This window comes from Nitratidesulfovibrio sp. SRB-5 (genome assembly GCF_019931275.1).
In the GTDB taxonomy this organism is placed as follows: domain Bacteria; phylum Desulfobacterota; class Desulfovibrionia; order Desulfovibrionales; family Desulfovibrionaceae; genus Cupidesulfovibrio.
Window position 1 is genome coordinate 130,025 of the sequence record NZ_JAIOTY010000002.1, and the last position, 22,730, is coordinate 152,754.

At 68.8% G+C, this 22,730-nt stretch carries 17 protein-coding genes; all 17 read right to left on the minus strand.

The window, feature by feature from the left end; translation table 11 throughout:
• The 17 genes from K6142_RS08045 to K6142_RS08125 all read right to left on the minus strand — a co-directional run bounded on the left by K6142_RS08045 (nt 1) and on the right by K6142_RS08125 (nt 22,716).
• On the minus strand, nt 1-1,032 hold the full coding sequence (locus K6142_RS08045; protein ID WP_190243466.1) for a radical SAM/SPASM domain-containing protein: 1,032 nt from the start codon (nt 1,030-1,032) through the stop codon (nt 1-3).
• On the minus strand, nt 1,029-1,667 hold the full coding sequence (locus K6142_RS08050) for a methionyl-tRNA formyltransferase (protein ID WP_190243465.1): 639 nt from the start codon (nt 1,665-1,667) through the stop codon (nt 1,029-1,031). Before K6142_RS08050 ends, K6142_RS08045 begins: the two co-directional genes overlap by 4 nt.
• Nucleotides 1,661-2,935, minus strand: coding sequence for a radical SAM/SPASM domain-containing protein (locus tag K6142_RS08055; RefSeq protein WP_190243464.1), 1,275 nt, complete (start codon nt 2,933-2,935; stop codon nt 1,661-1,663). Before K6142_RS08055 ends, K6142_RS08050 begins: the two co-directional genes overlap by 7 nt.
• A gap of 13 nt (nt 2,936-2,948) precedes the next feature.
• Nucleotides 2,949-3,752, minus strand: a complete 804-nt coding sequence (locus tag K6142_RS08060; protein ID WP_190243463.1) for a GNAT family N-acetyltransferase — start codon at nt 3,750-3,752, stop codon at nt 2,949-2,951.
• The gene (locus K6142_RS08065) at nt 3,749-4,429 is read right to left on the minus strand and encodes a WbqC family protein (RefSeq protein ID WP_190243462.1); all 681 of its coding nucleotides are present in this window, start codon (nt 4,427-4,429) and stop codon (nt 3,749-3,751) included. The genes K6142_RS08060 and K6142_RS08065 overlap by 4 nt, the downstream gene beginning before the upstream one ends.
• 5 nt (nt 4,430-4,434) lie before the next feature.
• Nucleotides 4,435-5,061, minus strand: a complete 627-nt coding sequence (locus tag K6142_RS08070) for a PIG-L deacetylase family protein (protein WP_190243461.1) — start codon at nt 5,059-5,061, stop codon at nt 4,435-4,437.
• Nucleotides 5,058-6,194, minus strand: a complete 1,137-nt coding sequence (locus K6142_RS08075) for a DegT/DnrJ/EryC1/StrS family aminotransferase (protein ID WP_223290197.1) — start codon at nt 6,192-6,194, stop codon at nt 5,058-5,060. The genes K6142_RS08070 and K6142_RS08075 overlap by 4 nt, the downstream gene beginning before the upstream one ends.
• Complete coding sequence (locus tag K6142_RS08080; RefSeq protein ID WP_190243459.1) at nt 6,181-6,924, minus strand: NDP-sugar synthase; 744 nt, start codon at nt 6,922-6,924, stop codon at nt 6,181-6,183. The genes K6142_RS08075 and K6142_RS08080 overlap by 14 nt, the downstream gene beginning before the upstream one ends.
• A complete protein-coding gene (locus tag K6142_RS08085; RefSeq protein WP_190243458.1) occupies nt 6,917-7,942 on the minus strand; it encodes an NAD-dependent 4,6-dehydratase LegB in 1,026 nt (341 codons plus the stop codon). The genes K6142_RS08080 and K6142_RS08085 overlap by 8 nt, the downstream gene beginning before the upstream one ends.
• A gap of 760 nt (nt 7,943-8,702) precedes the next feature.
• Entirely contained in the window at nt 8,703-11,369 is a 2,667-nt protein-coding gene (locus K6142_RS08090) for a glycosyltransferase (protein ID WP_190243457.1), read from the minus strand.
• Between the two features lie 68 nt (nt 11,370-11,437).
• Nucleotides 11,438-12,115, minus strand: coding sequence for an NTP transferase domain-containing protein (locus tag K6142_RS08095; RefSeq protein WP_012612960.1), 678 nt, complete (start codon nt 12,113-12,115; stop codon nt 11,438-11,440).
• Nucleotide 12,116: 1 nt separating this feature from the next.
• Complete coding sequence (locus K6142_RS08100; protein ID WP_190243456.1) at nt 12,117-13,268, minus strand: CDP-glycerol glycerophosphotransferase family protein; 1,152 nt, start codon at nt 13,266-13,268, stop codon at nt 12,117-12,119.
• A 332-nt stretch (nt 13,269-13,600) separates the two neighbouring features.
• Entirely contained in the window at nt 13,601-14,737 is a 1,137-nt protein-coding gene (locus tag K6142_RS08105) for a class I SAM-dependent methyltransferase (RefSeq protein ID WP_190243455.1), read from the minus strand.
• Between the two features lie 58 nt (nt 14,738-14,795).
• Nucleotides 14,796-16,283, minus strand: coding sequence for a radical SAM protein (locus K6142_RS08110; protein WP_223380800.1), 1,488 nt, complete (start codon nt 16,281-16,283; stop codon nt 14,796-14,798).
• A complete protein-coding gene (locus K6142_RS08115; RefSeq protein ID WP_190246053.1) occupies nt 16,276-17,322 on the minus strand; it encodes a glycosyltransferase family 2 protein in 1,047 nt (348 codons plus the stop codon). The genes K6142_RS08110 and K6142_RS08115 overlap by 8 nt, the downstream gene beginning before the upstream one ends.
• Nucleotides 17,319-22,367: an FkbM family methyltransferase gene (locus K6142_RS08120; protein WP_223380801.1), complete on the minus strand. Its 5,049-nt coding sequence runs from the start codon at nt 22,365-22,367 to the stop codon at nt 17,319-17,321. The genes K6142_RS08115 and K6142_RS08120 overlap by 4 nt, the downstream gene beginning before the upstream one ends.
• 151 nt (nt 22,368-22,518) lie before the next feature.
• Entirely contained in the window at nt 22,519-22,716 is a 198-nt protein-coding gene (locus K6142_RS08125; RefSeq protein WP_223290482.1) for a TylF/MycF family methyltransferase, read from the minus strand.
• Nucleotides 22,717-22,730 lie beyond the last annotated feature (14 nt).

Genomic DNA, 22,730 nt, shown 5'->3' on the forward strand with positions numbered 1-22,730 from the left:
TCAGGCCTGTTCCTTGCTTTCGTAAGTGTAGTCCTCGCGGCGTTCATCACCCAGCTGGACGGCTTCCTTCTTCTTCTTGGCCCCGTGGTGGCACGCGGCGCAGACAGCGCTTTCCAGCCGCCGCCCGGTCAGGTGCAGGGTGCGCTGGTGCTCCTGCAACACGTCCCATGCCTGCTTCACGCCGGTTTCCCGCACGTTGCCCAGGATTTCCTGCATGGTGAAGTCGGACGGACACTTGAGGTAGTTGCCGGAACTGGTGATGCACAGGCGGTGCCACAGGCGCGGGCAGACGAAGGCGGGGTCCGGCACCACGGTGTTGTGGTCGAAATGCATGTCCGGGTTGTAGGCCACGCGGTCCACGATGCCCTTCATGGTGCGGATGTAGGCCTGCGGATCGTCCTTGATGGCCGACCAGATGCCCTGCACGTTGAGCAGGGTGTGCGCGCCCAGTTCGTCACGCACGCGGCGCAGGGTCTTCAGCTTGCGCAGCGAGTCCTCGTACTTCAGCGGAACGCGCACGGCTTCGTAGTTGGCGCCCAGGCCGTCGAAGCTCATGGTTATCCAGTCCACCCCGGCGCCAATGATGCCTCTGGCCAGGTCTTCGGTGATGGGGCCGCCGTTGGTGTTGATCCAGACTTCCCGGACGCCCGCCGCTTTGGCCAGCCGGACCATTTCCACGATGTCCGGGTGCAGCAGCGGTTCGCCGCGCATGCTGAACTTGAGGGTGAACAGCCCGTGCCGACCGCACTCCTCCACGATGGAACGGTACATGTCCAGCGGCATGAAGCCGTTTTCGCCAATGTCCATGTACTGGCGGAAGCAGTGGGTGCACTTGATCTGGCACACGCTGCTGACCTCGATGTCGACGTTGAGCGGGAACGGGGCCACCTTGCGCTTTCTGGGGTAGGTGTTCCAGGCGTAACGGTTGGCAAGGTAGGCCAGCCGCTTGCCGCTGCTGCGGCGCCATTCGTTCCTCAGGTATTCCCACTGCGTTTCGCAGCTGAACTGGACACGGGTCTCGGACGTTTTCATGAGGGACTTCCTTCCATGACAGGGGCATAGGTGGCCAGGGACGCATCCTGCGGCACAGGATGGAACGCCGGGTCCAGCAAATTTTCGACAGTGCCGCGCACCAGGGGCGCGGCGCCTTCCTTCAGGGTGTCCAGCAGGTCCCCCAGGGTTTCGTCCCCGCGCAGGGCCAGCCGTACCTGGTGGATGATGGGGCCGGTGTCCACGCCGTCATCTACGAAATGGCTGGTCAGGCCGGTTGCCGGATCGCGGTTGCGCAGCACGTGGTGATGCGGCGCAGGCCCCCGGTAGGCGGGCAGAAGCGAGGCGTGCACGTTCACCGTGCCCAGCCTGGCGGCGGTGTACACCGGGCGCGGCAGCAGGCGCATGTAGGCGTGCAGCCACAGCACGTCCGCCTTCAGGTCGCGGACCAACTGGCCCAGGTCGGCTGGCTGCACCTGCCGCTCGTCCCATACGGACAGCCCGGCGGCCCTCGCCCGGCGGCATGCCGCGTCGGCCCACGGGTCGTCCGCCACGGGGGCGCACCGGGTGACCACGCCCAGCAGGTCCACCTCGGGGCAGGCCAGCAGGGCATCCAGCAGCCGTTCTCCCAACCCCCAGTTGGCGGCCAGCAGCACGCGCAGGGGGGCGGTTACCATTTGCGTTCCACGATCTGCGCAATGGTGACGTTGGGGTCGCTTTCCGAGCCATGGCGGCATTGCTGGCAGCTGCCGATATCCATGCGCCGGCCTTCGTGGTGCAACTGACGGACCTGGTCCATTTTTTCCGAGTGCCACATGTCGCGGATGGACAGGCTGCGGGCGTTGCCGAGGGCGATGTCGGTGGCGTTCCAGCCCGTGCAGCATTGCCCCACGCCGTCCCAGCCGATGACGATGCGTTCCCACGGGTACTGGCAGACAAAGCCTTCCTTCAGCACCATGGGCCCCTTGAAGTTGATGTACGGGTTCTTGACCATGTAGTCCGCCACCTCGGCCATGGTGCGCTGGTAGGCGCCGGGGTCGTGGCTGATGGCGGGCCAGACGGTGCACGTGCGGATTTGCGGCAACGACGAACCGGCGGCCTCGCGCTTGCGGCGCAGCAGACGCAGGCGGTCCATGCTTTCGGAAAACCTGGCCGGGGCGCGAATGGTTTCGTACACCTCGCCGATGCCGTCGAAGGAAACGGCCACGTAGCTCACCCCGTTTTCCACCAGGCAGTCGCTGATGCGTTCGTCGATGTAGAAGGCGTTGGTCAGGAACGACACGTTGGGAATGCGGGCCGCCGCGTAGGCGATCATTTCCGTGATGCGCGGGTGCGTCAGGGTTTCTCCGCGCCAGGAAAGGCGCACGGAGTACAGGTCGTTGGCGGCGCACTCGTCGATGAGGTCGCGGAACAGCCCCATGTCCATCTGGCCGGTGCTTTCCAGCATGTCCCGGTAGCACATGGGGCAGCGCATGTTGCAGGTGCTGGCCGATTCCAGGTCCACGTGCAGCGGGAACGGCGTGACGATCCGGTGCGTGGGCGCCAGGTGCCAGGCCAGCCGGTTGAAGACGTAGTCGACAAAGCGGCCCTGGTTCAGCGTGAACAGCCAGGCCCGTTCGGGGGTGTCGAAGGGGTGCTGGTGAAAGTTGACGTGCAGCCCGTCGTTCCGGGGGGCGGACGGCTGCCCGGCCAGTTCGGCGGCGCAATGGCGGTGGCAGGCCGCCACGCCCGGCGGCAGCAGCGGGGCGAAAGCCTCCACGAGGGGCAGGTAGGGGGCGTGGAACGACGTCTGGATACCCCCGGGGCCCGGGCGCAGGCCGGGTACGTCGGCCAGGCGCGACAGGAACAGCTTCAGCTCGGGATGCTCCTGGACCGCGGGAGACGGAGGATTGTCCCAGGAAAGATGCAGTTCGCCCGAGGTTCCGGCGTAGGTGCAGCGCAGCATGAAAAACGACCCCTTACATGGTGAACGTTAGGTTCCGGAAATGGAGCACGTCGTACCGGCGCAAGGGGCGACACCCCACCGCACCGTACAGCGCGGCCGCCGCACGGTTTTCGGCGTGCGCCTCCACCAGCAGGGATCGCTGGTGCCCATGGCGGGCGATGACCGCTTCCAGCAGCCGCCGACCGACCCCCTGACCCCTGGCCCAGGCCAGTACGCCCACGATGTGCAGGCGGACGGTTTCCGGATCAAGGTGCAGCGTGGCAATGCCTGCCGGTCGGCCCCCGAGCGTGGCCACTGCCGTCTCCTGGGCGAAGCCCTGGCAATGGTCGGTGATGGAAGCTTCCCACAGGGCAGCGGCACGGGTGGTACTTATTTCCGGATCCAGGTGATACCGGCTGTATAGCATGTCCCATGCCAAAGGGAGAAACGGCGTGGGATCAGCTGTGCCTGCGTAAAGCGTGACGTCGTCCCGATCATCCCTGTCCCCCCGTGCGTCACGGGTGCCACGGACGCCGGACGCGCTGGCGGGGCGGTGGTGCACCACCTCTACGCCCAGCATTTGCACGCGCCACCCCGGCAACACGGCCTGCATTGCAGACGGTTCGCAGAGTCCGGCAGGCAGTTTTCCGACCACAAGGGCCGTATGCGCGGCGTCATGCAGTGCGGTCGCCATCGCCGTCAAAAGTTCGTCTGGCAGCCATTCGTCCGGCCACGTGTCATGCGGGCGGGCCTGTACGGGGGGCTCCCAGTCCAGGCGGGAGCACGGCAGACCGAGTTGGGCGGAATCCCAGGGCAATGGCGTGAGAATGGCGTTCATGCGGCGGCCCCGGAGGCGGACGGCGCGCCATGTCCCATCATCAGGCCGTCCAGCGCCGAGAGCCCCGCCTCGAACGCGCCATGCAACTGCGGATACACGGGATGCTCGAAGGCCTGCCATTCGACGCGCACGCCGTGTTCCCGGAACAGCGACTCGTCCAGGTACGCCCGCGACCCTGTGCCCGTGAGGTAGGCGGTTGCGCCATACAGGCGGCATAACTCCACGAGCCGCGCCGTGCCCTGCTGCCGCACCGCGCAGGCCGAGGCCAGCGCCATGGGCGTGGTGATGCCGAAGTGCGCGGCAAGCCAGCGCAGCAGATCCACGTTGAGGTCCACAAGCCGCTGGTGGGGGCGCGCGTAGAGGGATTCCAGCTGCGGAAACAGTTCCGCGAAGCGCGGGGCGCGGCCATAGGCGGCGCGGATGGCCGCAAGGTGCTTGCGTTTCCAAGCGTCGCCGTCCAGCTCCACCTCGTTGATGAGCTGGTCGTAGCGGCCCTTCTGCTGCACGGGCACGGTGAGCCAGGCCGGACCAGCGGCGGTCTTGATCCTGTCGCGGTGGTGCCAGCCACGCCGCAGGAACTGCACGTCGTCGAGCACGATGTACAGGTCGCTGGCGCGCCAGCGGTCGAAAAAGCCCAGCCAGGGCATGAAATCGGGCTGGTGGATGGTGACGCGCATGCGGTTCAGATGAGATAGCGGACGATTTCGAAGCATTCCGCGTAGTCAACGCCGATCTTCTGTCCGTCGTTGGAATTAAGTCGGGTGAAGAAGTCGACCCACTGGTAGCGCACCCGTTCCAACTCCGACTTGTGGGACTTGATGACCTCTATCTTCCGGTCCATGACCCCGGAAATGTCGGAGTAGATGTTGCCCGCGAAGGTGTGGGGGGTGTCGTAGTGGTTGCTGCGGTACATCAGCACGCGGGGCACATGGCGCGAGGCCATGATGGTGTTCTGCGCGGCGCATTGGTGGTCGCGGTGCAGGTCGTGGATCCAGTGGCAGTAGACCGTGTCTATCTTGCGGTCCTTGATGAGCCTGTTCAGGGACATGGTGACTTCTTCGTTGAACGGCAGGTAGAACGTCCTGTAGTCCAGCGTCAGCAGTTCCGCGCCCATGATGGCGGCAGCGGCCTGGCCTTCGGCCAGTGCAATGTCGTCCGAGCGCACCATGTTCCCGTTGGGGTCGGTGTAGCCGGAACTTGTCAGCACCAGCAGGGTGACGTTGTCACCCTTGCGGACGTGATTCATCAGGGTGCCGCTGCATCCCAGTTCCACATCATCGAAGTGTGCGCCGACCGCCAGAATGTTCATGTCGCGTCCTGCTGCAAAAGGTGTGTCCGCAACGCGCCGACAACGTCATGGATCATGGATTCGGTCATGGAAGGAAACAGGGGGAGTGTCAACTCGCGGGCGCAGATCCCGGCGGCGACGGGTGTCTCGCGAAACTGGTCCGCATAGGCGGTGAAGGACTGCGGGGCAGGGTAATGGATCGACGTCTGTATGCCCTCGCCGCGCATGCCAGCCATGACGGCGGCCCGGTCCGGGCCCTGCGGCAGCAGCACGGGCAGGATGTGGCAGGAGGACTGGCGGGTGTCGTCGCTGCTGTCCCAGGGCCGGGACAGGCCGGGCACGGAATCCAGGGCGCGGGCGTAGCAGTCCGTCAGGTGCCTGCGGCGGTGGTTGTTGGCCGCCAGCTTTGCCAGCTGCACCCGGCCAAGGGCCGCGCCCATTTCGGTGATGCGGCAGTTGAGCCCCGGCGAGAGCACGTCGTAGCTGTCCGCGCGGCCCTTGTGGCGGTCGAGGGTCAGCGTGGTCATGCCGTGCGAGCGGAACAGGCGGGCCTGTTCGATGCGCCGGGAATCGCGCGATACGAACATGCCGCCTTCGCCGCAGGACAGGTTCTTGTTGCTGAAGAAGCTGAAGCAGGCCATGTCCCCGAAGGTGCCGCACTGCCTGCCGTCAAGGGTGGCGCCCACGGCGTGGGCCACGTCTTCCACCAGTACCAGACCGCGCTCGCGGCACAGGGCCACGATGGGCTCCATGTGGCAGGGCTGCCCGGCATAGTGCACCACCACCACGGCACGGGTGCGGGGGGTAAGGACGCGGGCGATGGTGTCGGCGTTCATGTTCCAGTCGCGCGGCGAGGCGCAGTCCGCCAGCACGGGGGTGCCGCCGCACATGGCCACCACGTTGGCGTCGGCCACGAAGGTCAGGGCCGGGACGACCACCTCGTCGTCGGGGCGCAGCCCCAGCTGGTGCATGGCGGCATGCAGGGCGGCGGTGCAACTGGACATGGCCAGGCACTGGGCGCCCTGCCCCAGCATGGCGGCGAATTCCTCTTCGAACAGCCGGGTCTCGTCGCCCATGGTCAGCCAGCGCCGCCGCAGCACGGCCAGCACGGCGTCCTCCTCGCGGGCGTCGAAGTCCAGGTCAAACAGCGGCACGCGCCACACGCGGGGCTCCTTGTCTGAGGAACATGGTGGGGTTGGCCTCGAACATGTCGATGGCCGTCATGTAGTCGTCGGGGCGTCCGATATCCAGCCAGTACCCGTTGTAGCGGTAGACATGCACGGCGTGCCGGGCACGCATCATGTCCAGCACCAGGTTGTCGAAGCCGTAGGCCTCGTCGTCGGGGATGAAGTCGAGGATGCGCCGCGATGCCATGTAGATGCCCATGCTGACGTTGTAGTGGACCACGGGCTTTTCGCGGAATCCGTGCAGCGTGTCATCGCCGTTGAGTTCCAGCACCCCGAATTCCGAGCGCATTTCACGGGGGCAGGTGGCCACCGTGAAGGTGTTGTCCCGCGTGGCGTGGTGGGTGTACAGGGCGCCGAAATCCAGGTCCGTGAGCACGTCGCCGTTCATGATCAGGAAATGTTCCGGCATGTCGCGGATAAGCTTGAGGGGGCCCATGGTGCCCAGCGGCTTCTTTTCCATGGAATAGCTGATGTGCACCCCCCAGCGCTTGCCGGAGTTGCAGTAGGCCTTGATGATTTCCGCCTGGTGGTTCACGGCCAGGGTGATGTCGGTGAACCCGGCTGTGGCCAACTGGCGGATGACCACCTCGAGGATGGGGTACGGGCCTATGGGCATCAGGGGCTTGGGCAGCACCACGGTATAGGGCCGCAGCCTGCTGCCAAGGCCGCCCGCCAGGATGATCGCGTGCTTAGACATTGTACGCTCCCGCGGTGTACCGCTTGAGGTTGCCGGGGTCCTGGAACCATTGGGCAGTGATGGCAAGGCCGCTCCGGAATCCTTCGCGGCCCGCGTATTCGGGCGTCCAGCCCGCCAGGGTGCGGGCCAGTGTGTTGTCGCACCACAGGCGCTCCACTTCGCTGCCCGTGGGGCGCAGGCGCTGGGCGTCGCAGACGATCTCGAAGTCCACGCCCATGGCTTCGCCGATGAGCCGGGCCGTGTCCTCTATGGAAATCTCGAAGTTGCTGCCGACGTTCACCACCCTGCCCAGTACGCCGGGGGCCTTGGCCATGGCCATGAACCCCCGCACCGTATCCGCCACGAAGTTGAAGTCACGCGTGGGGGCCAGCGCGCCAAGCTTGATCCGCCGCTGTCCGGCGGCCAGCTGGGTGATGATGGTGGGGATCACCGCCCGGGTGGACTGGCGCGGGCCATAGGTGTTGAACGGGCGGATGACCGTCACCGGCGTTCCGAAGGCGTGGTGGTAGGACAGGGCGATCTGGTCCGCCCCGATCTTGCTGGCCGAATACGGAGACTGCGGTTGCAGGGGGTGGTCTTCCGTGATGGGGACGAACCGGGCCGTGCCGTACACCTCGCTGGTGGAGGTGTGCACCAGCCGGGGCACGTCCAGGTCGCGGCAGGCCTGCACCACGTTCAGGGTGCCGATGACGTTGGTGTCCGCATAGGAGCGGGGCGCCACGTAGGAATAGGGAATGGCGATGAGGGCTGCCAGGTGGAAGACCACGTTGCACCCGGCCACGGCCCGGCGCATGAAGTGTTCGTCGCGCACGTCGCCCGCGATGATCTCCATGTCCCGCGCATGGGGCGAGCCGTCCAGCCAGCCGTTGCTGCTGAAGGAGTTGTACTGGACCATGGCGCGCACGTTGTCGCCGCCAAGCAGCAGGGCTTCGGCTAGATGGGAGCCGATGAAGCCGTCGGCTCCGGTGACGAGTACGGTGCGGCCCGTGGCTGCGAGTGGCGATGCGGTGTTTTCCACGACAGGCGGCTCTCTTCAGGGTGATTTGGTTGGCTGCGGGCCCATGCTGCGGGGCTGCGGCTGATTCTGGGGGATATTTTGCAAAAACCGGGCCGCTGTTGCGGCGGCAGGCCGGATGCCGTTACGCCTTGCGCTGTGCCAGAGCGCCGGATGCGCCAAACGCGGTGCGGCGCACCGTGACGAGCGGGCGGGCAAGGCGGGCGGCCCGGAACGCTACGGGATGGTGCGCCTCCCCTGCGGGGCGCGTGCGGGCATATGCGGGGAGGCAAGGTGCGTGGGGGGAACATTCTTCCGGCGTTCGCGTGTGCGGTATTACGTCGGGCCGTCATTTCTTCGACGCGGGGTTGTTCCGGAACGGCTGCCAGCCCCGCCCGCCTCGCCAGCCCCGCAGGGCCCGGCAGGCGCGTGGCAGGATAGGCCGAAGTCGGAAAGCGCCCGCTTCCCCTTCTTGCTGTCCCTCACGGATGGGAGCGGTGTGGTCCGGGTGTGGGATTCCCATGGAAATCAGGTGCTACGGTTCGCAGGGGGAAGGTACCGACTACACCGGGTGGGCGTGCGCCCGCAAGCTGGGGGTGGCGGGAGACAAGAGCAGGGGCAAGAGGGAAGGCGTTGGGGGTGGCGTGCGGCCAGCGCGCGCGGCGGCGCGTAGCGCGTCTTCAGGCCGGGTCTGGTGCGGGGCCGACGTGGGCAGGGGGGCGGCTGTTCGGCCTGACCCAGGTGTTCGGCCCTGACTAGGTGTTCGGCCCTGACCCGGCGGGGCTCACACTCCCAGCACCGCATCCGCCAGTTGCTGCCGTGCAGTGCGCAGGTCGTCGGGCATGCGTGCCCCGGCGGGGATGGAGCCGTTGCGCACCAGCGCGTCGAACAGCGGGGCCACCGTGGCCCAGCGGAAGCAGCGTTCCCAGTGCGCGCGACCGTTGCGGGCCAGTTCGTCCGCCAGGTCCGGTCGGGCCAGCAACCGCCCGATCACGCGGGGAAAGTCCTCCAGCGGGGCGATGACGCCGCCGCCTTCGTCGTGCACCGCGTTGCATTGCGGCGTGGCCACCCACGGGGAGCCAAGGGCCATGGCCTCCAGCACCACCAGCGGCCCCGCGCTTTCGCCCTGCGAGGGCACCAGCAGCAGGTCGGCGTCGCGGATGAGCGCGGTGGCCTCTTCCGGCGGCAGGGGGCCCAGCATGCGCACGCGCGGGTTCTGCCGTGCCAGTTGCCAGCATTCCTCGAAGTAGCGGCGTTCCTTTTCCCACGGCAGGGCCCCCCCGGCCAGCACCAGCCGCCAGTCCGGGGTGCCGTCAGAGAGGGCATCGGGGGGGGCGTCGGCCAGGCGGCGCAGCAGGGCCAGCTGGTTTTTCACCGGCCAGAAGTTGCCCACGCAGGCCAGCAGGGGCACGTCGCGTGGCAGGCCCAGGCGCGCGCGCATGTCCCATGGCGCGGGAGCGGGGTCCATGGCATGCGGGACAAAGGCCTGCGGCACGCCAAGCTCGGTGAACAGGCGGCTGTCATGCCCGTTTTCCGAAACGGCCACGCAGACGTCGGCGGCGCGCAGGGTGCGGGCAATGTCGTCCAGAACGCCGCGCTCAGCCCAGTGTTCCATGTTTTCGGCGTTGATGCTGGGCAGCATGATGATGCGCGGGTGCGGCTGCGGCAGGCCCGCCAGCAAATGGCAGGCCCAGTTGTCCGGGTGGGCCAGCACGATGACCGCGTCGTAGCCGCCGTTGCGGACCAGGGCGCGGTACCGTTCCGTGTCCGGCCCCATGGTGGGGTCCGTGAACTTGCCGTGGCAGCGAAAGGCGTGGATGGGCATGCCGTGGCGCACTTCCGAGGCCCGGTTCTCCTGCCAGCGGCAGGCGACTTCCACATGGTGCCCCTGTGCGCGCAGGTGCAGGCCCAGGGTTTCGATGAACAGTTCGGTGCCCCCCACCGAAGGCCAGAAGAAGTTGCAGGCCAGCAGCACGCGCTTGCCCGCGCGGGGCGGCGCGGCGCAGGGCTGCGCCATGTCGTCCGTCGTTCCGTTTGGCGTTCCGTTTGGCGTTCCGTTCGTCGTTTCGCCCGGCGCGGCATCCGGCGCGGCACCCCGCGTGCCATCCAGATTCGGAAGGGGCGGGGCGTCGGGGCAGAACCTGCGGATGGTGTCCACTCCGCACACGCCGATGGTGTCGTGAAAGAAGCGGATGAACAGTTGCGCGGGGTACAGCCGGGCCGCGCATTCCTGCATGGTCGCGCCGCGTTCGGCGGCGTGCAGGACATCCAGGACCATGCGTTCCACCCCGTCGATGACCTGAAGCAGTTCGCGCGTGCGCAGTGGCCACAGCCCCAGGCAGAGGCGGTGCATGTCGTCGTGGTCTTCGCGGCGCAGGTAAGGGGCCGTGGTACCCTCCGGAGCGGTGGCCGTGACGGGGTCCGGCGCGGGCCGCAGGTCTTCCGTCCGGGCCAGCACCGCGTGCAGTTCGCGCATGCGTTCGGTCACGCGGGTGGGCAGGTTGCGCCAGTAGGCCACGTCGCGCGCGCCGATGCGGGCGTAGTGGGGCGAGCCGCCGTGCTTGGCGAACAGCCACACCGCCCCGCCGCCCCGCACCAGCGCGGTGCGCGCCAGCCCCTCCACGCCCACGTCGTGCACGTGGACCGAGCGGCTGTCGTCGCGGAACAGCACCGGCACCGGCAGCGCGGCCAGGCGCATGCCGAACTCCATGTCCTCCGCGCCCCACTGGCCGCCGGTGAACGCCTCGTCGAAAAGCCCGGCCTGCACCAACTGCTGCCGGGGCGTGCTGATGTTGCAGGTATAGTACGAGGTGTGCCCGTGCAGCCCGTTGTGGGTGAACGTGGGGTAGCGGAACAGCAGGTCGCCGTGTTGCAGGGTGTAGCCCCACAGGGTGTCGGTGAAGGGCGGGGCGAAGTCGAACCGGCCCAGCACGGAAACGGGCGTGTCGGCCAGGGCCTCGTGCAGGGTGGCGTGCAGGGCAAACACGTGGGGCTCTATCAGCGCATCATCGTTGAGAAAATGCACGATGTCGCCCCGCGCCGCGCGGATGCCCGCATTGCGCGCCTTGCCCGGTCCGCCCCGCCTGGGCATGGCGATGGTCCGAAGGGTGAACGGCGGGTGGTGCCCGGCCAGGAAATCTGCGGTCCCGTCGGTGGAGGCGTCGTCCACCACGATCACCTCGAACCGGTCGCGGGGCAGGGTTTGCCGTTCCAGGCAGTGCAGGCAGCGTTGCAGGATGTCCAGCCGGTTGCAGGTGGGAATGACCACGGAATAGCCCGGCGCGGCAAGCGCGGCGATGCGTTCACGCACGGCCAGCGCCAGGGGCTGGCCAGCGTGCAGGGACAAGGCCCGCGCAGCCAGGGCGCTGGCGGCCTGCACGTCGCCGCGCGCCATGCTGCGTTCGGCTTCCGCCGCCAGCGCGGCGGCCTTGTGTTCGACGAGTTCCTGCATCCTCTCCGTCCGTGTGGTTCCGCATTGTGGCCACATGGGCCAGTGGGCCCTTGGTGGCGGTGGCGCCGTTACCCGTTGGCGAAGGTGGCCTGCACCTGCTGCCAGTCTTCCAGAAAGTCCACTTCGATGCAGCGGTACGCCGAAATGTCGTGGGGCTTCCACGCCACGCCTTCGCGCAGGCACAGCTCCATGCCCTTTTCGAAGTAGTCCATGTCGTCGCAGCGTTGCAGCGCATCCACGAAGGCGGGCAGGTCGGCGCGGGAAATCATGTTGATGCCCACGGCCTCGCCCTGCGGGTTGGCCACGGTCTTGGATATTTCCGCGATGTTGCCCGTGCCGTCCACGCGGTACTTCACCTCTTCTTCGGCACAGCGCTTCTTGTCCACGCACACCAGGTTCTCTCCGGCCCTTGCCATCACCTCGGGCAGGATGTCGCCGTCGAACACCACGTCACCGTTCATCCACAGCACGTCCTCGTCCAGGCGGGACAGGCAGTGCAGCAGGCTCTTGGAGGTGTTGGTCACGTAGTACACCGGGTTGTAGCAGTACAATACGTCCGGGTACTCCTCCATGATCAGGGACATCTTGAACCCCACGACCACGATGACCTTGGTGATGCCCGCCTCGCGCAGCAGGCGTATCTGGCGGCCGAGGATGCGTTCGCCCGTGGGCAGCACCGACAGCGACTTCGGGAACGGGCGGCCAAGGCGTGTCCCGACCCCCGCGGCAAGAATGACGGCGTACATCTCAACACTCCTTGTTACTGGTTACCAGGTCCTTGATGTGCTTGCACACGCGGTGGGCCGACTGGGCGTCGACCCGTGCGAAGACGGTGTCCCGCAACCCGCGCCTGGCTTCGGCATGCGGGTCTTCCCCGTGCATGGCGGTGCGAAGGATGGCGGAAGCGAGTTCTTCCTGCGAACGGACGTGCAGCCCCGGTGTCATGGAGGCGTAGTCGTAGAAGAGTTCCCTGTCGCGCGAGATGTACTTTTCCTTGTCGTAGGGAAAGAAGATCAGCGGTTTGTCCAGCAGCATGAAGTCGAAGTATATGGAGGAGTAGTCCGTTATCAGCGCATCGGCCATGGGCAGCAGGGGATAGATGTCGCTCGCGCTGTCGTGCACGATGAAGCCCTGCAACTTGCGGAAGGACTCCACCCTGACGAGATGGTGGAACTTGGCGAGGAATATGATGTTGTGGCGAACGCAGAAGGCGTTGATGAACAGGGGGGCGATGATGCCGTCTTCCAGAAACGAGCCGCCCGTGTCGCGGAAGGTGGGCATGTACACCACCACCTTGCCGCCCGCCTTGCGGTGGCGCGCCACGTGGGCATACAGGTCCACGTCCGCGCCCAGCATGTCGTTGCGGCCGGGGGCACGCAGGAGCACGTCGTTGCGCGCGAAGCCCAGCTCCGGAAAGGCATCCGCCTGGAATACCCTGGAGAACAGCTGCTCGGTCATCCAGGGTGAAGTGGACGGGACGGAGGCATAGCCGGAGTACCGCCGGGTGAGCCAGGCGGCCTTTTCCGGTGTCATGTTCACGGCGGAAGAAATTTCCGGGAAGCCGATTTTTTTCAGGGGTACCCCGTGCCACAGCTGGATCACGGGCACGCGGGGCAGGGGCATCTGCTTCAGGGCCGTGTTGTCCACGAAGTCGTCCAGCACGATGGCGGCGGCGTCCTCCAGGTCGGCGGGGGTGCAGCGGGCAAGCACGGGCAGGCCCGCCTCTCGCAGTTGCTTGTGGTCGTCGCCGGGGTCCGCCGCCAGCAGGGGGTCGAAGCCGTAGTCGGCGGCAACCGCTTGCAGGAAGGCATATTTGACGTTGAGAAGGCCGCCCATCTTTCCGGCAAAGACCACCTTGGGGCGATTGGCCGGGCCTTTCTTTCCGTCTGTCGCGAGCATGTGCATCTCGATGATCTCGAACGCGGGTGTCCCTGCCTTCCGTCAGGACTCCGGCGGACGTCCTTTTCCGTCCGGAGTCGTTGTCGCTTCCGTGTCCCCCAGCCCTGGCAGAACGTTTGCGTGCATCTACAGGGGCATGGGACAGGTGCGGGGCGCCCTGTGCGGAACCACGGCGCGGCGGTGTCAACGCAGCGTGGCGGTGCCGGTCCGGGCCGGTGGCCGGTATTGCGAAATGGTATGCAAGTAGTGTGCAAGCAATGCGCAAGTGCCGGACCTGCGGAGGAGCAGGAACCGTCCGCATGGCGGAACGCGTGGCCGGGTTCCGGGCGGGTCTACACCCGCCGCGCGTCGAACACGCTGATGTAGTGCGGCCCCCGCCCCCCGCGCGAGCAGTCGTCGATGTAGGCGCACGATGCGGCGATGGTGGCGTCGAACAGGGGGACCAGCTCCGGCATGCGGCACACCTCGCCTATGTAGGTGCGGGTGGAGTCGTGGAAGAAGGTGGGCGGCAGGGGCGATTCGCCGTGCAGGTACTTCAGCGAGGCCAGGGTGGTGTTGGCGTAGACGGCGGTGTCGAATCCGTGCGCCCGGCAGCGCGCGGCGATTTCCACGGGGTGGAACAGGTGCTTGTCTTCCGCCGTGCTCTTGTCGATGTCCTGGCGGCAGTAGAATTCCACCATGCGCCGGAACAGGTCGATCAGTTCCAGTTGGCGCGGGGTCACCTCCACCCCGCGCGCGGCGGCCAGCTCCGGCATCTGGGCCACCAGCACGCCCATCAGCAGCAGGGCCTCGCGGCAGGGTTCCTCGAACACCAGATGCCCGCCGGGGCGCAGCACCCGCGCGGCCTGGGCCAGAAAGGCGTCCACATCGGCCACGTGGTGCAGGGTGGCGCGCATGGCGATGCACGACAGGCTGGCGTCGGGGATTTCCTGCATGGCGTCGCCGGACAGGATGCCCAGCCGGACGGTGCCGGGGCCGGACATGTCGGAGCCAGCCATGCCGGGAATGGTCATGCCGGGGGCGGCAGGGGCGTTGTCGTCCGCCCGCCATGCCACGCCGTGGGCATCCAGCCGCTGGCCCAGAATGCGCAGGAAGCCCGGCGAGGTATCGGTAAGCAGCAACAGCGGAAAGGGATTTTCCTTGGCCAGCCCCAGGCTGAGATAGCCGAAGCCGCAGCCTATCTCCAGCGCTGGGGCGGACATGTCCGCGCCCGTGCCCCGCAGCAGGGCCGCCAGCCCCTGCCCCGTGTCGAAGGGGGCGGGGTCTTCGCCGTGGTGGGCGGTGTAGGTGGCCTCGTCGTGAAAGAACGGGCGGGCATCGCCCAGCAGCAGCATGCCGTCCTGGGCGCGCTGGGTGGCCAGCCAGGCAAGAAGGGGATGCGTGGCGTCGCCGGGATGTGCGTCAGAGGATGCCGCGTGGCGGGGGGCGCCCGCCATATTGCCGTTCGGGGTGCTGCAATCCTGTGTCATGCGGGCATCTCCTGCTCGTGGGGTTGTGCGAAAGGGGTGAGGGCCGGGGCGCGGCGCGTCAGGCATGGCCGTGTTCCAGAATGTCGGCGCAGCGGGCCAGTGCCGGGTCGGGGTGGGCGGCGGCCAGCGCGCGCAGCCGGGCCAGCGCGTCCGGGTCTGACGGAAGGGCGCGGGCCTCGGGGTGGTGCAGGGCGGCCAGTTCCACGGGCAGGCGGCGCTGGTCGGCGGGCAGGAAGAATTCGCCCGGTGCGGCGGCCAGGATGCGCACCACCCAGTCCGGTGCGTTGCGCAGGATGGCGCGCACCTTCTGCACGAATTGCAGTTCCTGCGCCACAGGCAGGGGGCAGCGGTCGCAGACCGTGCCTGCCGTGCCGCCGGTGCCGGAAACATCGGACGCCGGAGCGTGGTCGACGCCGCTATTCCTTCCGTTGCCGCCATCGCCCGCCGCAAAGGCCGCGCGGGTGCGGAGAAAGGCCGGGGCGTTCCACGCCGCGCCGAAGTCGGGGTGCGCGTCCAGCCGGGTGAAGTCGTCGTCGGCGTCGGTGGCCACGCAGCACGGCCCGAACGCGCCGTCCGGGTAGATCATGCCGCTGTAGTACAGCCAGTCGCAGCGGCGGCGGGGCTTGTCCTTTCCGCCGCGCCCTTCTGCCCCACGGCCTTCCGCAGTGTCCCCCGCAGTGTCTTCCGCAGTATCCACGGGGGCGGGTGCGGGCGGCATGCCGTCCGCCGCCAGCCGTTGCACCAGCGTTTCGCGCCGGGTCAGGCCCGCCTCGTACGCCGGGCCGGAAATGGGCCGCTGCGGCATGGGGATGGTCATGGGGTGCACCCCCTGCTCGCCGGGGTCGCCGGGGGGCAGGGCGTAGCCGGGAAAGAATTCCAGCAGGTCCAGCCCCATGTCCGTGGCCATGGCGCGGGCTGCGTCCACCTCGTGCTGGTTGTGGGCAAACAGCAGAAAGCGCCATTCCAGCAGGGGGAATTGCAGGCCCATTTTCCGCTTGCGCCGGGCCAGTCCCGCCAGGTTGTCCATGACCAGCCCGAAGTCGCCCCCGCGCCGGTATTGGGCATAGGTCGCCGCGCTGGCCCCGTCCACCGATGCGCTGAGCATGCCGAGGCCGGAACGCAGCAGCGCCTCCTGCCGGGCCGGTGACAGGGGCACGCTGAGGTTGGTGGAAACCACGGTGAACGCCTCTTCGCCGGCGGTGCGGGCCAGGTGCTCGTGCAGGCGCGGGTGCAGCAGCGGTTCTCCGGCGCTGAAGTACCAGGCCAGGAACAGGTCCGGGGCCACGTCTGCGGCCAGCCGTTCGTGCAGGGCCGCGTCCATCAGGGACCGGCCCCGGCGGATGGTGGCGTTGCCCACGGCGCAGTACGGGCAGTGCAACTGGCACAGGGTGGCGCAGTCCACGGTGAGGTCGAAGGGGTGGTGCGCCACGCGCGCGGCCCCGGCGCGGCGGGCGCGCAGGGCCAGCAGGAAGTTGGCGTACTTGCGCGCCTCGCGCCGGGCATCGCGCACGCGGGGCAGGATGTGCGGCAGGGCCAGGTCACCCACGGCGGGCCTCCGTATCGTTGTCTGACGGCGGTTGCGGCGCGGTCGCGCCGTGTCCTTCCGTGAAAAAGCTGCGTTCCTCGTCGGTCAGCACCACCCGTTCCGCCACCGGATGCGGGGCGTTGGCGCCCTGTGCTCCCGGTACGCCCGGTGCGTCCGGTGTGACGGGGCCAACCGTACTCACCATCTCCTCGCGCCACGCGCCGGGCGGGGCGGGTTCCCGCTCGCGGGCCATCAGGGTGAGCCGCTTGGAATGCTCCAGCAGCCGGGCGAAGCGCCCCGGCGCGTGCAGGCCGTTTTCACGCCCCTCGTGGCTGCGCACCGAATACAGGGTGTGCGGCACATGGATGAAGCGCGCCCCGCCCAGGGCAAAGCGCAGGAAGCATTCGTGGTCGTCGGCGTCGGCGGTTTCGTCAAAGGGGCCGAAGCGGTCGTGCAGGGCGCGGCGGTACAGCTTGGCCACCCCGCACAGGTACCAGTTGCGGAACGAGGCATCGAAGGAATGCTCCGGCAGGCGGAATTCGCGCAGGATGCGCATGTCGTCGTCCACCACGAACATGTCGGCGTAGGCGAAGTCGGCCACGTCATCCAGCAGGGGGCGGGCCAGGGCGGAGAACAGCTGCGGGTGGCAGATGTCGTCCGCCGGGACGAAGGTGCAGTACTCGCCCGTGCAGTGGGCAAGGCCCCGGTTGTAGTTGGCCGTGGAGCCGCCGTTGGCCTCCGCCCGCAGGAACACGATGCGTCGGCCCGTGCGCGCGTAGCGGGGGTGCACGGCGCGCTCGATGACGTCCTCCGCCGCGTCGTAGCGGCAGGCGTACGAGGCGGTGGCCCCGGCCACGTCGCGCAGAAAGCGCCGGATCACCGCCACGGAATCGTCGGTGGAGGCGTCGTCGGTGATGACGATTTCCAGCTTGGGGTAATCCTGGAACATCAGCGAATCGAGGCAGGCCCCGATGTACCGCCCATGGTTGTAGCTGGGCACCACCACCGAGATCAGCGGATGGCCGGAGCCGACGGCGGCGTGGTGCTGGTCCGTGCTCATGGCTGCTCCGTGGCGGGGGGTGCCGCGTTGTCCCCGGTGGCATTCCCGCCGGGTTTTTCCGCACCCTGCATGCCGTAGTAGCTGGCCCGGAACGGCGCGGTGTAGTCCCCGGCGGCAAGCAGGGCGCGGGCCAGTCCTGCGGGCGGGGCTGCGGGCGTGCAGGCCAGCAGGGCGGCGTTGATGGCCGCCGGGTCGCGCATCAGGGGTACCGGCAGGCGCAGGCCGTAGTTCCACGCGGCCATGCGCTCGGCGGGCGCGCCCAGGTCGAAGGTGACCGGGTACAGTCCGGCCAGCACCGCCTCGGACAGGGTGTAGGAATATGTTTCCGGCCACACGGCGGGCAGGAAGGCCAGGTGGTGGCCGCCGTGCCCGCTTCCGTCCGCTCCGGTTCCGTTTGCCGAGCCCAGCAGACCGGGCAGTTCGTCCGCGTCGTAGCGGCCCGTGACGGTCACCCCAAGCTCGCGCAGCACGTCGTCGCGGTCGGTGTAGCCCACCACCGTGAAGTGCAGGGGCAGCCCGGCCTCGCGGGCGTGGCGGGCGCAGGCTTCCAGCACGTGCGAGCCCTTGTGCGGGCCGATGGCCCCGATCACCGCCACCCGCAACACCTCGTCGGGCTTGCGGGGGGCGGGGGTGGGGGCGTCGCCTTCGGGCCGGGCCGTGGCCGCATGGGGCCTGATGGCACGGGTCAGGGGCGAGGTTTCCTGATGGGGACGCACGGTGATGCGCGCCGCGCAACCGGGGAAATGGGCGGCCAGCCGCCGCGCCGTGTCGTTGCTGGGCGTGAAGACCACGCGGGCGCCATCCAGCAGCGTGCCCCATGCCGCGCGCCAGCGCACGATGTCCGTGTTGCCCAGTTGCGGCGTTTCCGTCGCGATGCACGCCCCGCAACGCCACGGCGCGCCGTGCGCAGTCCCCCCGTCTCCGTCCAGCGCGGTGGGGCAGGGGTAGCCGTCCGGGCCGATGCAGGTGATGCGCGGGCACAGGGCGGACAGGTCGTGCGCGGTGACGTCGTAGGGGATTTCCAGCAGCCGGGCCAGCAGCGGCAGCAGCTCCGGCGCGGCGTGGGGGTACCCGGCCAGGTTGTGCACGTGGATGTGGGCCACGCGCAGGTCGGCCAGCACTTCCAGCAGCGCGCCGAAGTCGGGCGGCAGGTCGAAGGCCAGGTTGGGCAGGTGCAGGGGGCCAGCGTCGCAGGTGGGAGCGGTCCCGCAGGCCGGACCAGCGCCGCAGGCAGGTTCAGGCAGATTCAACGTCCACACGCAGCCCGCGTCGTTGCCGCGCGGGCGCAGCACCAGCGCGGGCGTGCCCTCCGCCGCCAGCCGGTCGCACAGGTCACGCACATGGCGTTCGGTGCCGCCGCCCCAGTTGTGGGTGACCATCAGCACCGGGCGGGTCGCGTCATTACCGCGTGCTTGCGCCGCAGTGCTGCCGGGCGCTTGCGCCCCGTCCGTGCCGGGCGACCACGTCGTGCCGGGAAAGCGCCGCGCCAGTGCGCCGCGCAGCCGCGCCAGGTCCAGAGCCCGGCGGGCCGGACGGGCCGGGTCCGCCGCGCAGTGGGCGGCCACGGTGCGCAGGTAGTCCGGGTACATCCGCTGAATGGTCGCGAAGGCCGTTTCCTTGAGCGGCGCGGCATCATCGCCGAAGGACATTTCGCCCGCGTGACGCACGAAGACATCGGCGGCCAGCAGATGGCGCCAGCCCAGCGCGGCGGCGCGCATGCAGAAGTCATTTTCCTCGCCGTAGCCCCGGCCGAAGGTGGCCTCGTCGAAGAGGCCGGTTTCCGTCAGGCAGGCCCGGCGGATCAGCATGCAGAAGCCCACCGCCGTGGGAATGTCCACGGCCACCCCGGCGTTGACCGTGGCGGCCAGCGCGTCCAGCGCGGCGCTGTCCAGTTCCAGCCCGGCGCGGTTGTCGCGTTCCGTCACCGGGTAGCTGCAAATGGTGGCGTTGTTGGACAGCGGGGTGACGCTGCCCGCGTCGGGCCGGGCGTCCAGGTGCGCCGCCAGACGGCCCAGCCAGCCGGGAAAGACCACGGTGTCCGAGTTCAGCAGCACCACGTCGCATTCCGGGTGCAGGGCCATGCCCGCGTTGACCGAGGCCACGAAGCCCCGGTTGGCGGAGTGCTCCACCAGTTCAACCAGCCCCAGCCCGGCCAGGCGGCGCAGTGCCTGCGCCAGGTTCGGTTCCGGGCTGGCGTCGTTGACCACCACCACACGGGCGCGTGGCGCGGCGGCGTCTGCAGGTTCAAGGTCCGCGACCAGCACGGAATGCAGGCAGGCCAGGGTCTGGTCCGTTCCCGCGTACACCGGCACGATGACGTCGATGACCGGGCGGTGCGGCGTGCCGCCTGATGCATCAGACAGCGCCGCCCGGCGCGCCGCCAGTGCCGTCCAGATGGTTGCATCCGCAAGGTCGGGCGGTGCGGGCCACGGCTCGCGGGTGTCCGGCTCGCTGATGGTCGGGCGTTCCGGGGCGGTGGCCTCCAGCGCGTCCAGCAGGCGGGCGCGGGCGTCTTTCGTGACGGACGGAATTGTCGGTGATACCGGGGCAGTCGCCTCCATTGCACTGTCCAGCCCCGCCAGCAGGGCTTCCGCCGCGCTGGCTGCCGTGCGCAGGGTGGTGATGCGTCCGTGCTGGCGACCGGAGCGGGCGTTGGCCGCCACGCAGTGTTCCTCTGCCCGCTTGCGGCGCAGGTCGGACAGGGCCAGGTCCAGCCGCACGGCGGCGGGGATGCGCTCTTCCGGCTGGCCGTAGGCGCGGGTTTCCAGCAGGGCGCGGGCAAGATGGACAGGGTCGCGGATTTCCGTGCCGCAGGGCGCTGGCAGGCTGCCGTCTTCCAGCCGTTCGCGCGGGATGCACAGCAGCGCGCCCTCTTCCGCCGCGCCGAACACGTTGCGGCTGGCCCCCCGGAAATTGGCGGGGTTGAAGGCGGGCAGGCGCAGGTGGAACACCGCGTAGCCCCAGGCCAGCGCTTGCCGCGCGCAGGGCCAGGCCCGTGCGAAGCCGGGGCATTCCAGATGCAGCACCGGGCGGCAGGCCCGGATGGTGTCCGCCGACCCGCGCAGGATGGCGGCCTCGTCCCCTTCGGCGTCAATTTTGATGAGGTCCAGCCGCCCGGCGGTGTCCGCCGTTCCGGCTTCTGGCCTGATGATCTCCAGCCGCCCGGCGGTGCCCGGCCTTTCCGGCGCGGGCAGGTGCAGCCCCAGTCCGTCGATGGTCAGCAGGGGGATTTCGTCAGCGGGATGCGTCGCGTCCTGCGGTACATTGCCCGTATCCAGCAGGCGCACTGCGTTCAGGTTCTGCCCTTCCGGCGCGACAATGCGCGGCACCCGCGCCGTGCCTGCCCGGCCCGCCGCCCCGGCCCGCACCGGGGTGACCACGCCCGCAAGGTTGTTTACGGCCACGGTGCGTTGCAGCAGGGAGAACACCTCTGCCTGCGGTTCCAGCGCGGTCACCTGCCCGCTTGCCCCCACCATGCGGGCAAAGGCCACGGCGTGGCTGCCCACGTTGGATCCCACGTCCAGCACGCGGCCCCCGGCGGGCGCGTAGGGGGCCAGCGCATCCAGTTCCGCCTGCGCCCATTCGCCGTAGATGGCCAGGGCCATGCCCACCGGGCCGTCGAAATCGAAGTGATGGATGACGCCCTGTCGGCACGGTGTGGCCATGACGTGGTCTTCAAGGTGCGGGGGCAGGCCGCCGGTCGGGATGTTGCCGGATGCCATGCTGCCGGTTGGGGCGCTCCCTTCCGGGGCATCCGGCGTGGGGGCCACGTCGGCTCCAACCGCCGTCATGCCCCGGCCCCTGGGCCGCGCGTCTGCGTCCGTCGCACATGCGCCGTCCCCGTCTTCCCCACCTTCTGCCGCGTCGTCGTACAGGAACAGTTCCAGCGGCCCCACGGTGAACAGGTCTCCCTCCCGTTCCGAAGGGTCGAAGCGGACGGAGCGCAGCACGCCTTCGCCGCGCATGGCGGTTTCCACGTCGGCGCGGGTGAAGCCGTTCATGTGCGGCACGGAGTGCAGGGTGCGGTCGGCGTACACGGCCCCGCTTTCCTCCAGCCGGAAGTAGGCCTTGGCGAAGTTGTGCTCGCGGAATTCGCTCAGGTTGGCCGAGCGCACGTTGACCATGGCGATGCGCTGCACGTCCACGCCGGGCAGGCGGTAGGTGATGCCGGGGTCGCCGGTGACGGCGCGGAACACCGGCTGGATGGCGCCCAGGCGTTCACGGTCTGTCCCGCCGTCAAGCCCGGTGGGCAGCGCGGCATTCGGATCGCCGCCCGCCACGGGCACGGCGTTGGCGATGCGTTCCGGCCATACCAGCAGATGGCGCAGGGGCCGCGTCTTGCGCAGTTCCGCCGCGAAGGAGATGCCCGATTCGTCGCGCAGGTTGATGCTGCACAGTCTGGGGTCGTCCGAGGCGGCGCAGGGCGTGCGCCGGGCGGCAAAGCCGCACTCCTCCGCCGCCCGGCGCAGGCTGGTGAAGTCGTGCAGCCAGCGGTGGCCGCCCATGCGCAGGCCGGTGTTCACGGCGTCCATGCCGTTGCGGCAGCGCATCACGTCGGCGAAGTAGTCGCCGCTGCCCACAAGCACGGCGGGGTCGAAGCGCTGGCCGTAGGTCCACAACTGGCCGATGTCCGGGGTGAGCAGCCGGGCCACCCCGCCGGGCCGCAGCAGCACGTTCATGGAGCACAGGATGTACAGCTGCTCGGTAAGGAAGAAATGCTCGATGACGTCTTCCGCGTAGAAGGCGGCCACCTGCCCGGCAAGGCGGCGCGGCCACACGTCCAGCAGGCGGCATTCGCGCACCCGCTCGTCGTGGGGCAGGAAGTCCAGATTCACGAAGCCGTCCAGCACCGCGCCGCCGCAGCCCAGATGCACGTATGCCCCCGCGGCGTCCGCGCCCTGCCAGTCGTCGTGCGACCAGGCGAACCACGCGGCCAGGCGGGGATTGCAGCGGGATAGACCCGCCATATCGGGAAGGCTGGCCGTGTCCGGCGTGGCGGAGGCGTGGGGAGTGTCGGTCATGGTGGCGATGTGGGGGCTGGTCATGCGGGGCGGTATCCTGCAGGTGCGGGCGGTTATGTGCGGCGGTGGATGGTGCGCGGGGTCCGGCCAGATTTGGACCCGGTCAAGTCCGGTCAAGTCTGGCCAAGTCCGATCAGTTTCGATCAGGGCCGGGGCCGGGCGCTTGGGAGCGCGTTCAGGCGCGGGGCTTCACGCCCATGCGGCCCGTGTAGTCGGTGCGGGTCAGCAGCGGCGGGGTGCCCCCGGCGCGGGCAAGGTCCGCGAAATAGGCGTCCACGGCGCGGCCCACACCGGGAAAGTGGCCGTAGTCGTCGATGCACAGCACCCCGCCCGGCGACAGGCGCGGGTAGAGGTGGGTCAGTTCGTGCAGCACCGAGGCATCGCGCC

Excerpts from the sequence above, each read along its gene's own strand:
- K6142_RS08045 (WP_190243466.1), bottom strand. The coding sequence starts at position 1,032 with ATGAAAACGTCCGAGACCCGTGTCCAGTTCAGCTGCGAAACGCAGTGG.
- K6142_RS08050 (WP_190243465.1), bottom strand. The coding sequence starts at position 1,667 with ATGGTAACCGCCCCCCTGCGCGTGCTGCTGGCCGCCAACTGGGGGTTG.
- K6142_RS08055 (WP_190243464.1), bottom strand. The coding sequence starts at position 2,935 with ATGCTGCGCTGCACCTACGCCGGAACCTCGGGCGAACTGCATCTTTCC.
- K6142_RS08060 (WP_190243463.1), bottom strand. The coding sequence starts at position 3,752 with ATGAACGCCATTCTCACGCCATTGCCCTGGGATTCCGCCCAACTCGGT.
- K6142_RS08065 (WP_190243462.1), bottom strand. The coding sequence starts at position 4,429 with ATGCGCGTCACCATCCACCAGCCCGATTTCATGCCCTGGCTGGGCTTT.
- K6142_RS08070 (WP_190243461.1), bottom strand. The coding sequence starts at position 5,061 with ATGAACATTCTGGCGGTCGGCGCACACTTCGATGATGTGGAACTGGGA.
- K6142_RS08080 (WP_190243459.1), bottom strand. The coding sequence starts at position 6,924 with ATGTCTAAGCACGCGATCATCCTGGCGGGCGGCCTTGGCAGCAGGCTG.
- K6142_RS08090 (WP_190243457.1), bottom strand. The coding sequence starts at position 11,369 with ATGCAGGAACTCGTCGAACACAAGGCCGCCGCGCTGGCGGCGGAAGCC.
- K6142_RS08095 (WP_012612960.1), bottom strand. The coding sequence starts at position 12,115 with ATGTACGCCGTCATTCTTGCCGCGGGGGTCGGGACACGCCTTGGCCGC.
- K6142_RS08100 (WP_190243456.1), bottom strand. The coding sequence starts at position 13,268 with ATGCTCGCGACAGACGGAAAGAAAGGCCCGGCCAATCGCCCCAAGGTG.
- K6142_RS08105 (WP_190243455.1), bottom strand. The coding sequence starts at position 14,737 with ATGACACAGGATTGCAGCACCCCGAACGGCAATATGGCGGGCGCCCCC.
- K6142_RS08115 (WP_190246053.1), bottom strand. The coding sequence starts at position 17,322 with ATGAGCACGGACCAGCACCACGCCGCCGTCGGCTCCGGCCATCCGCTG.
- K6142_RS08120 (WP_223380801.1), bottom strand. The coding sequence starts at position 22,367 with ATGACCAGCCCCCACATCGCCACCATGACCGACACTCCCCACGCCTCC.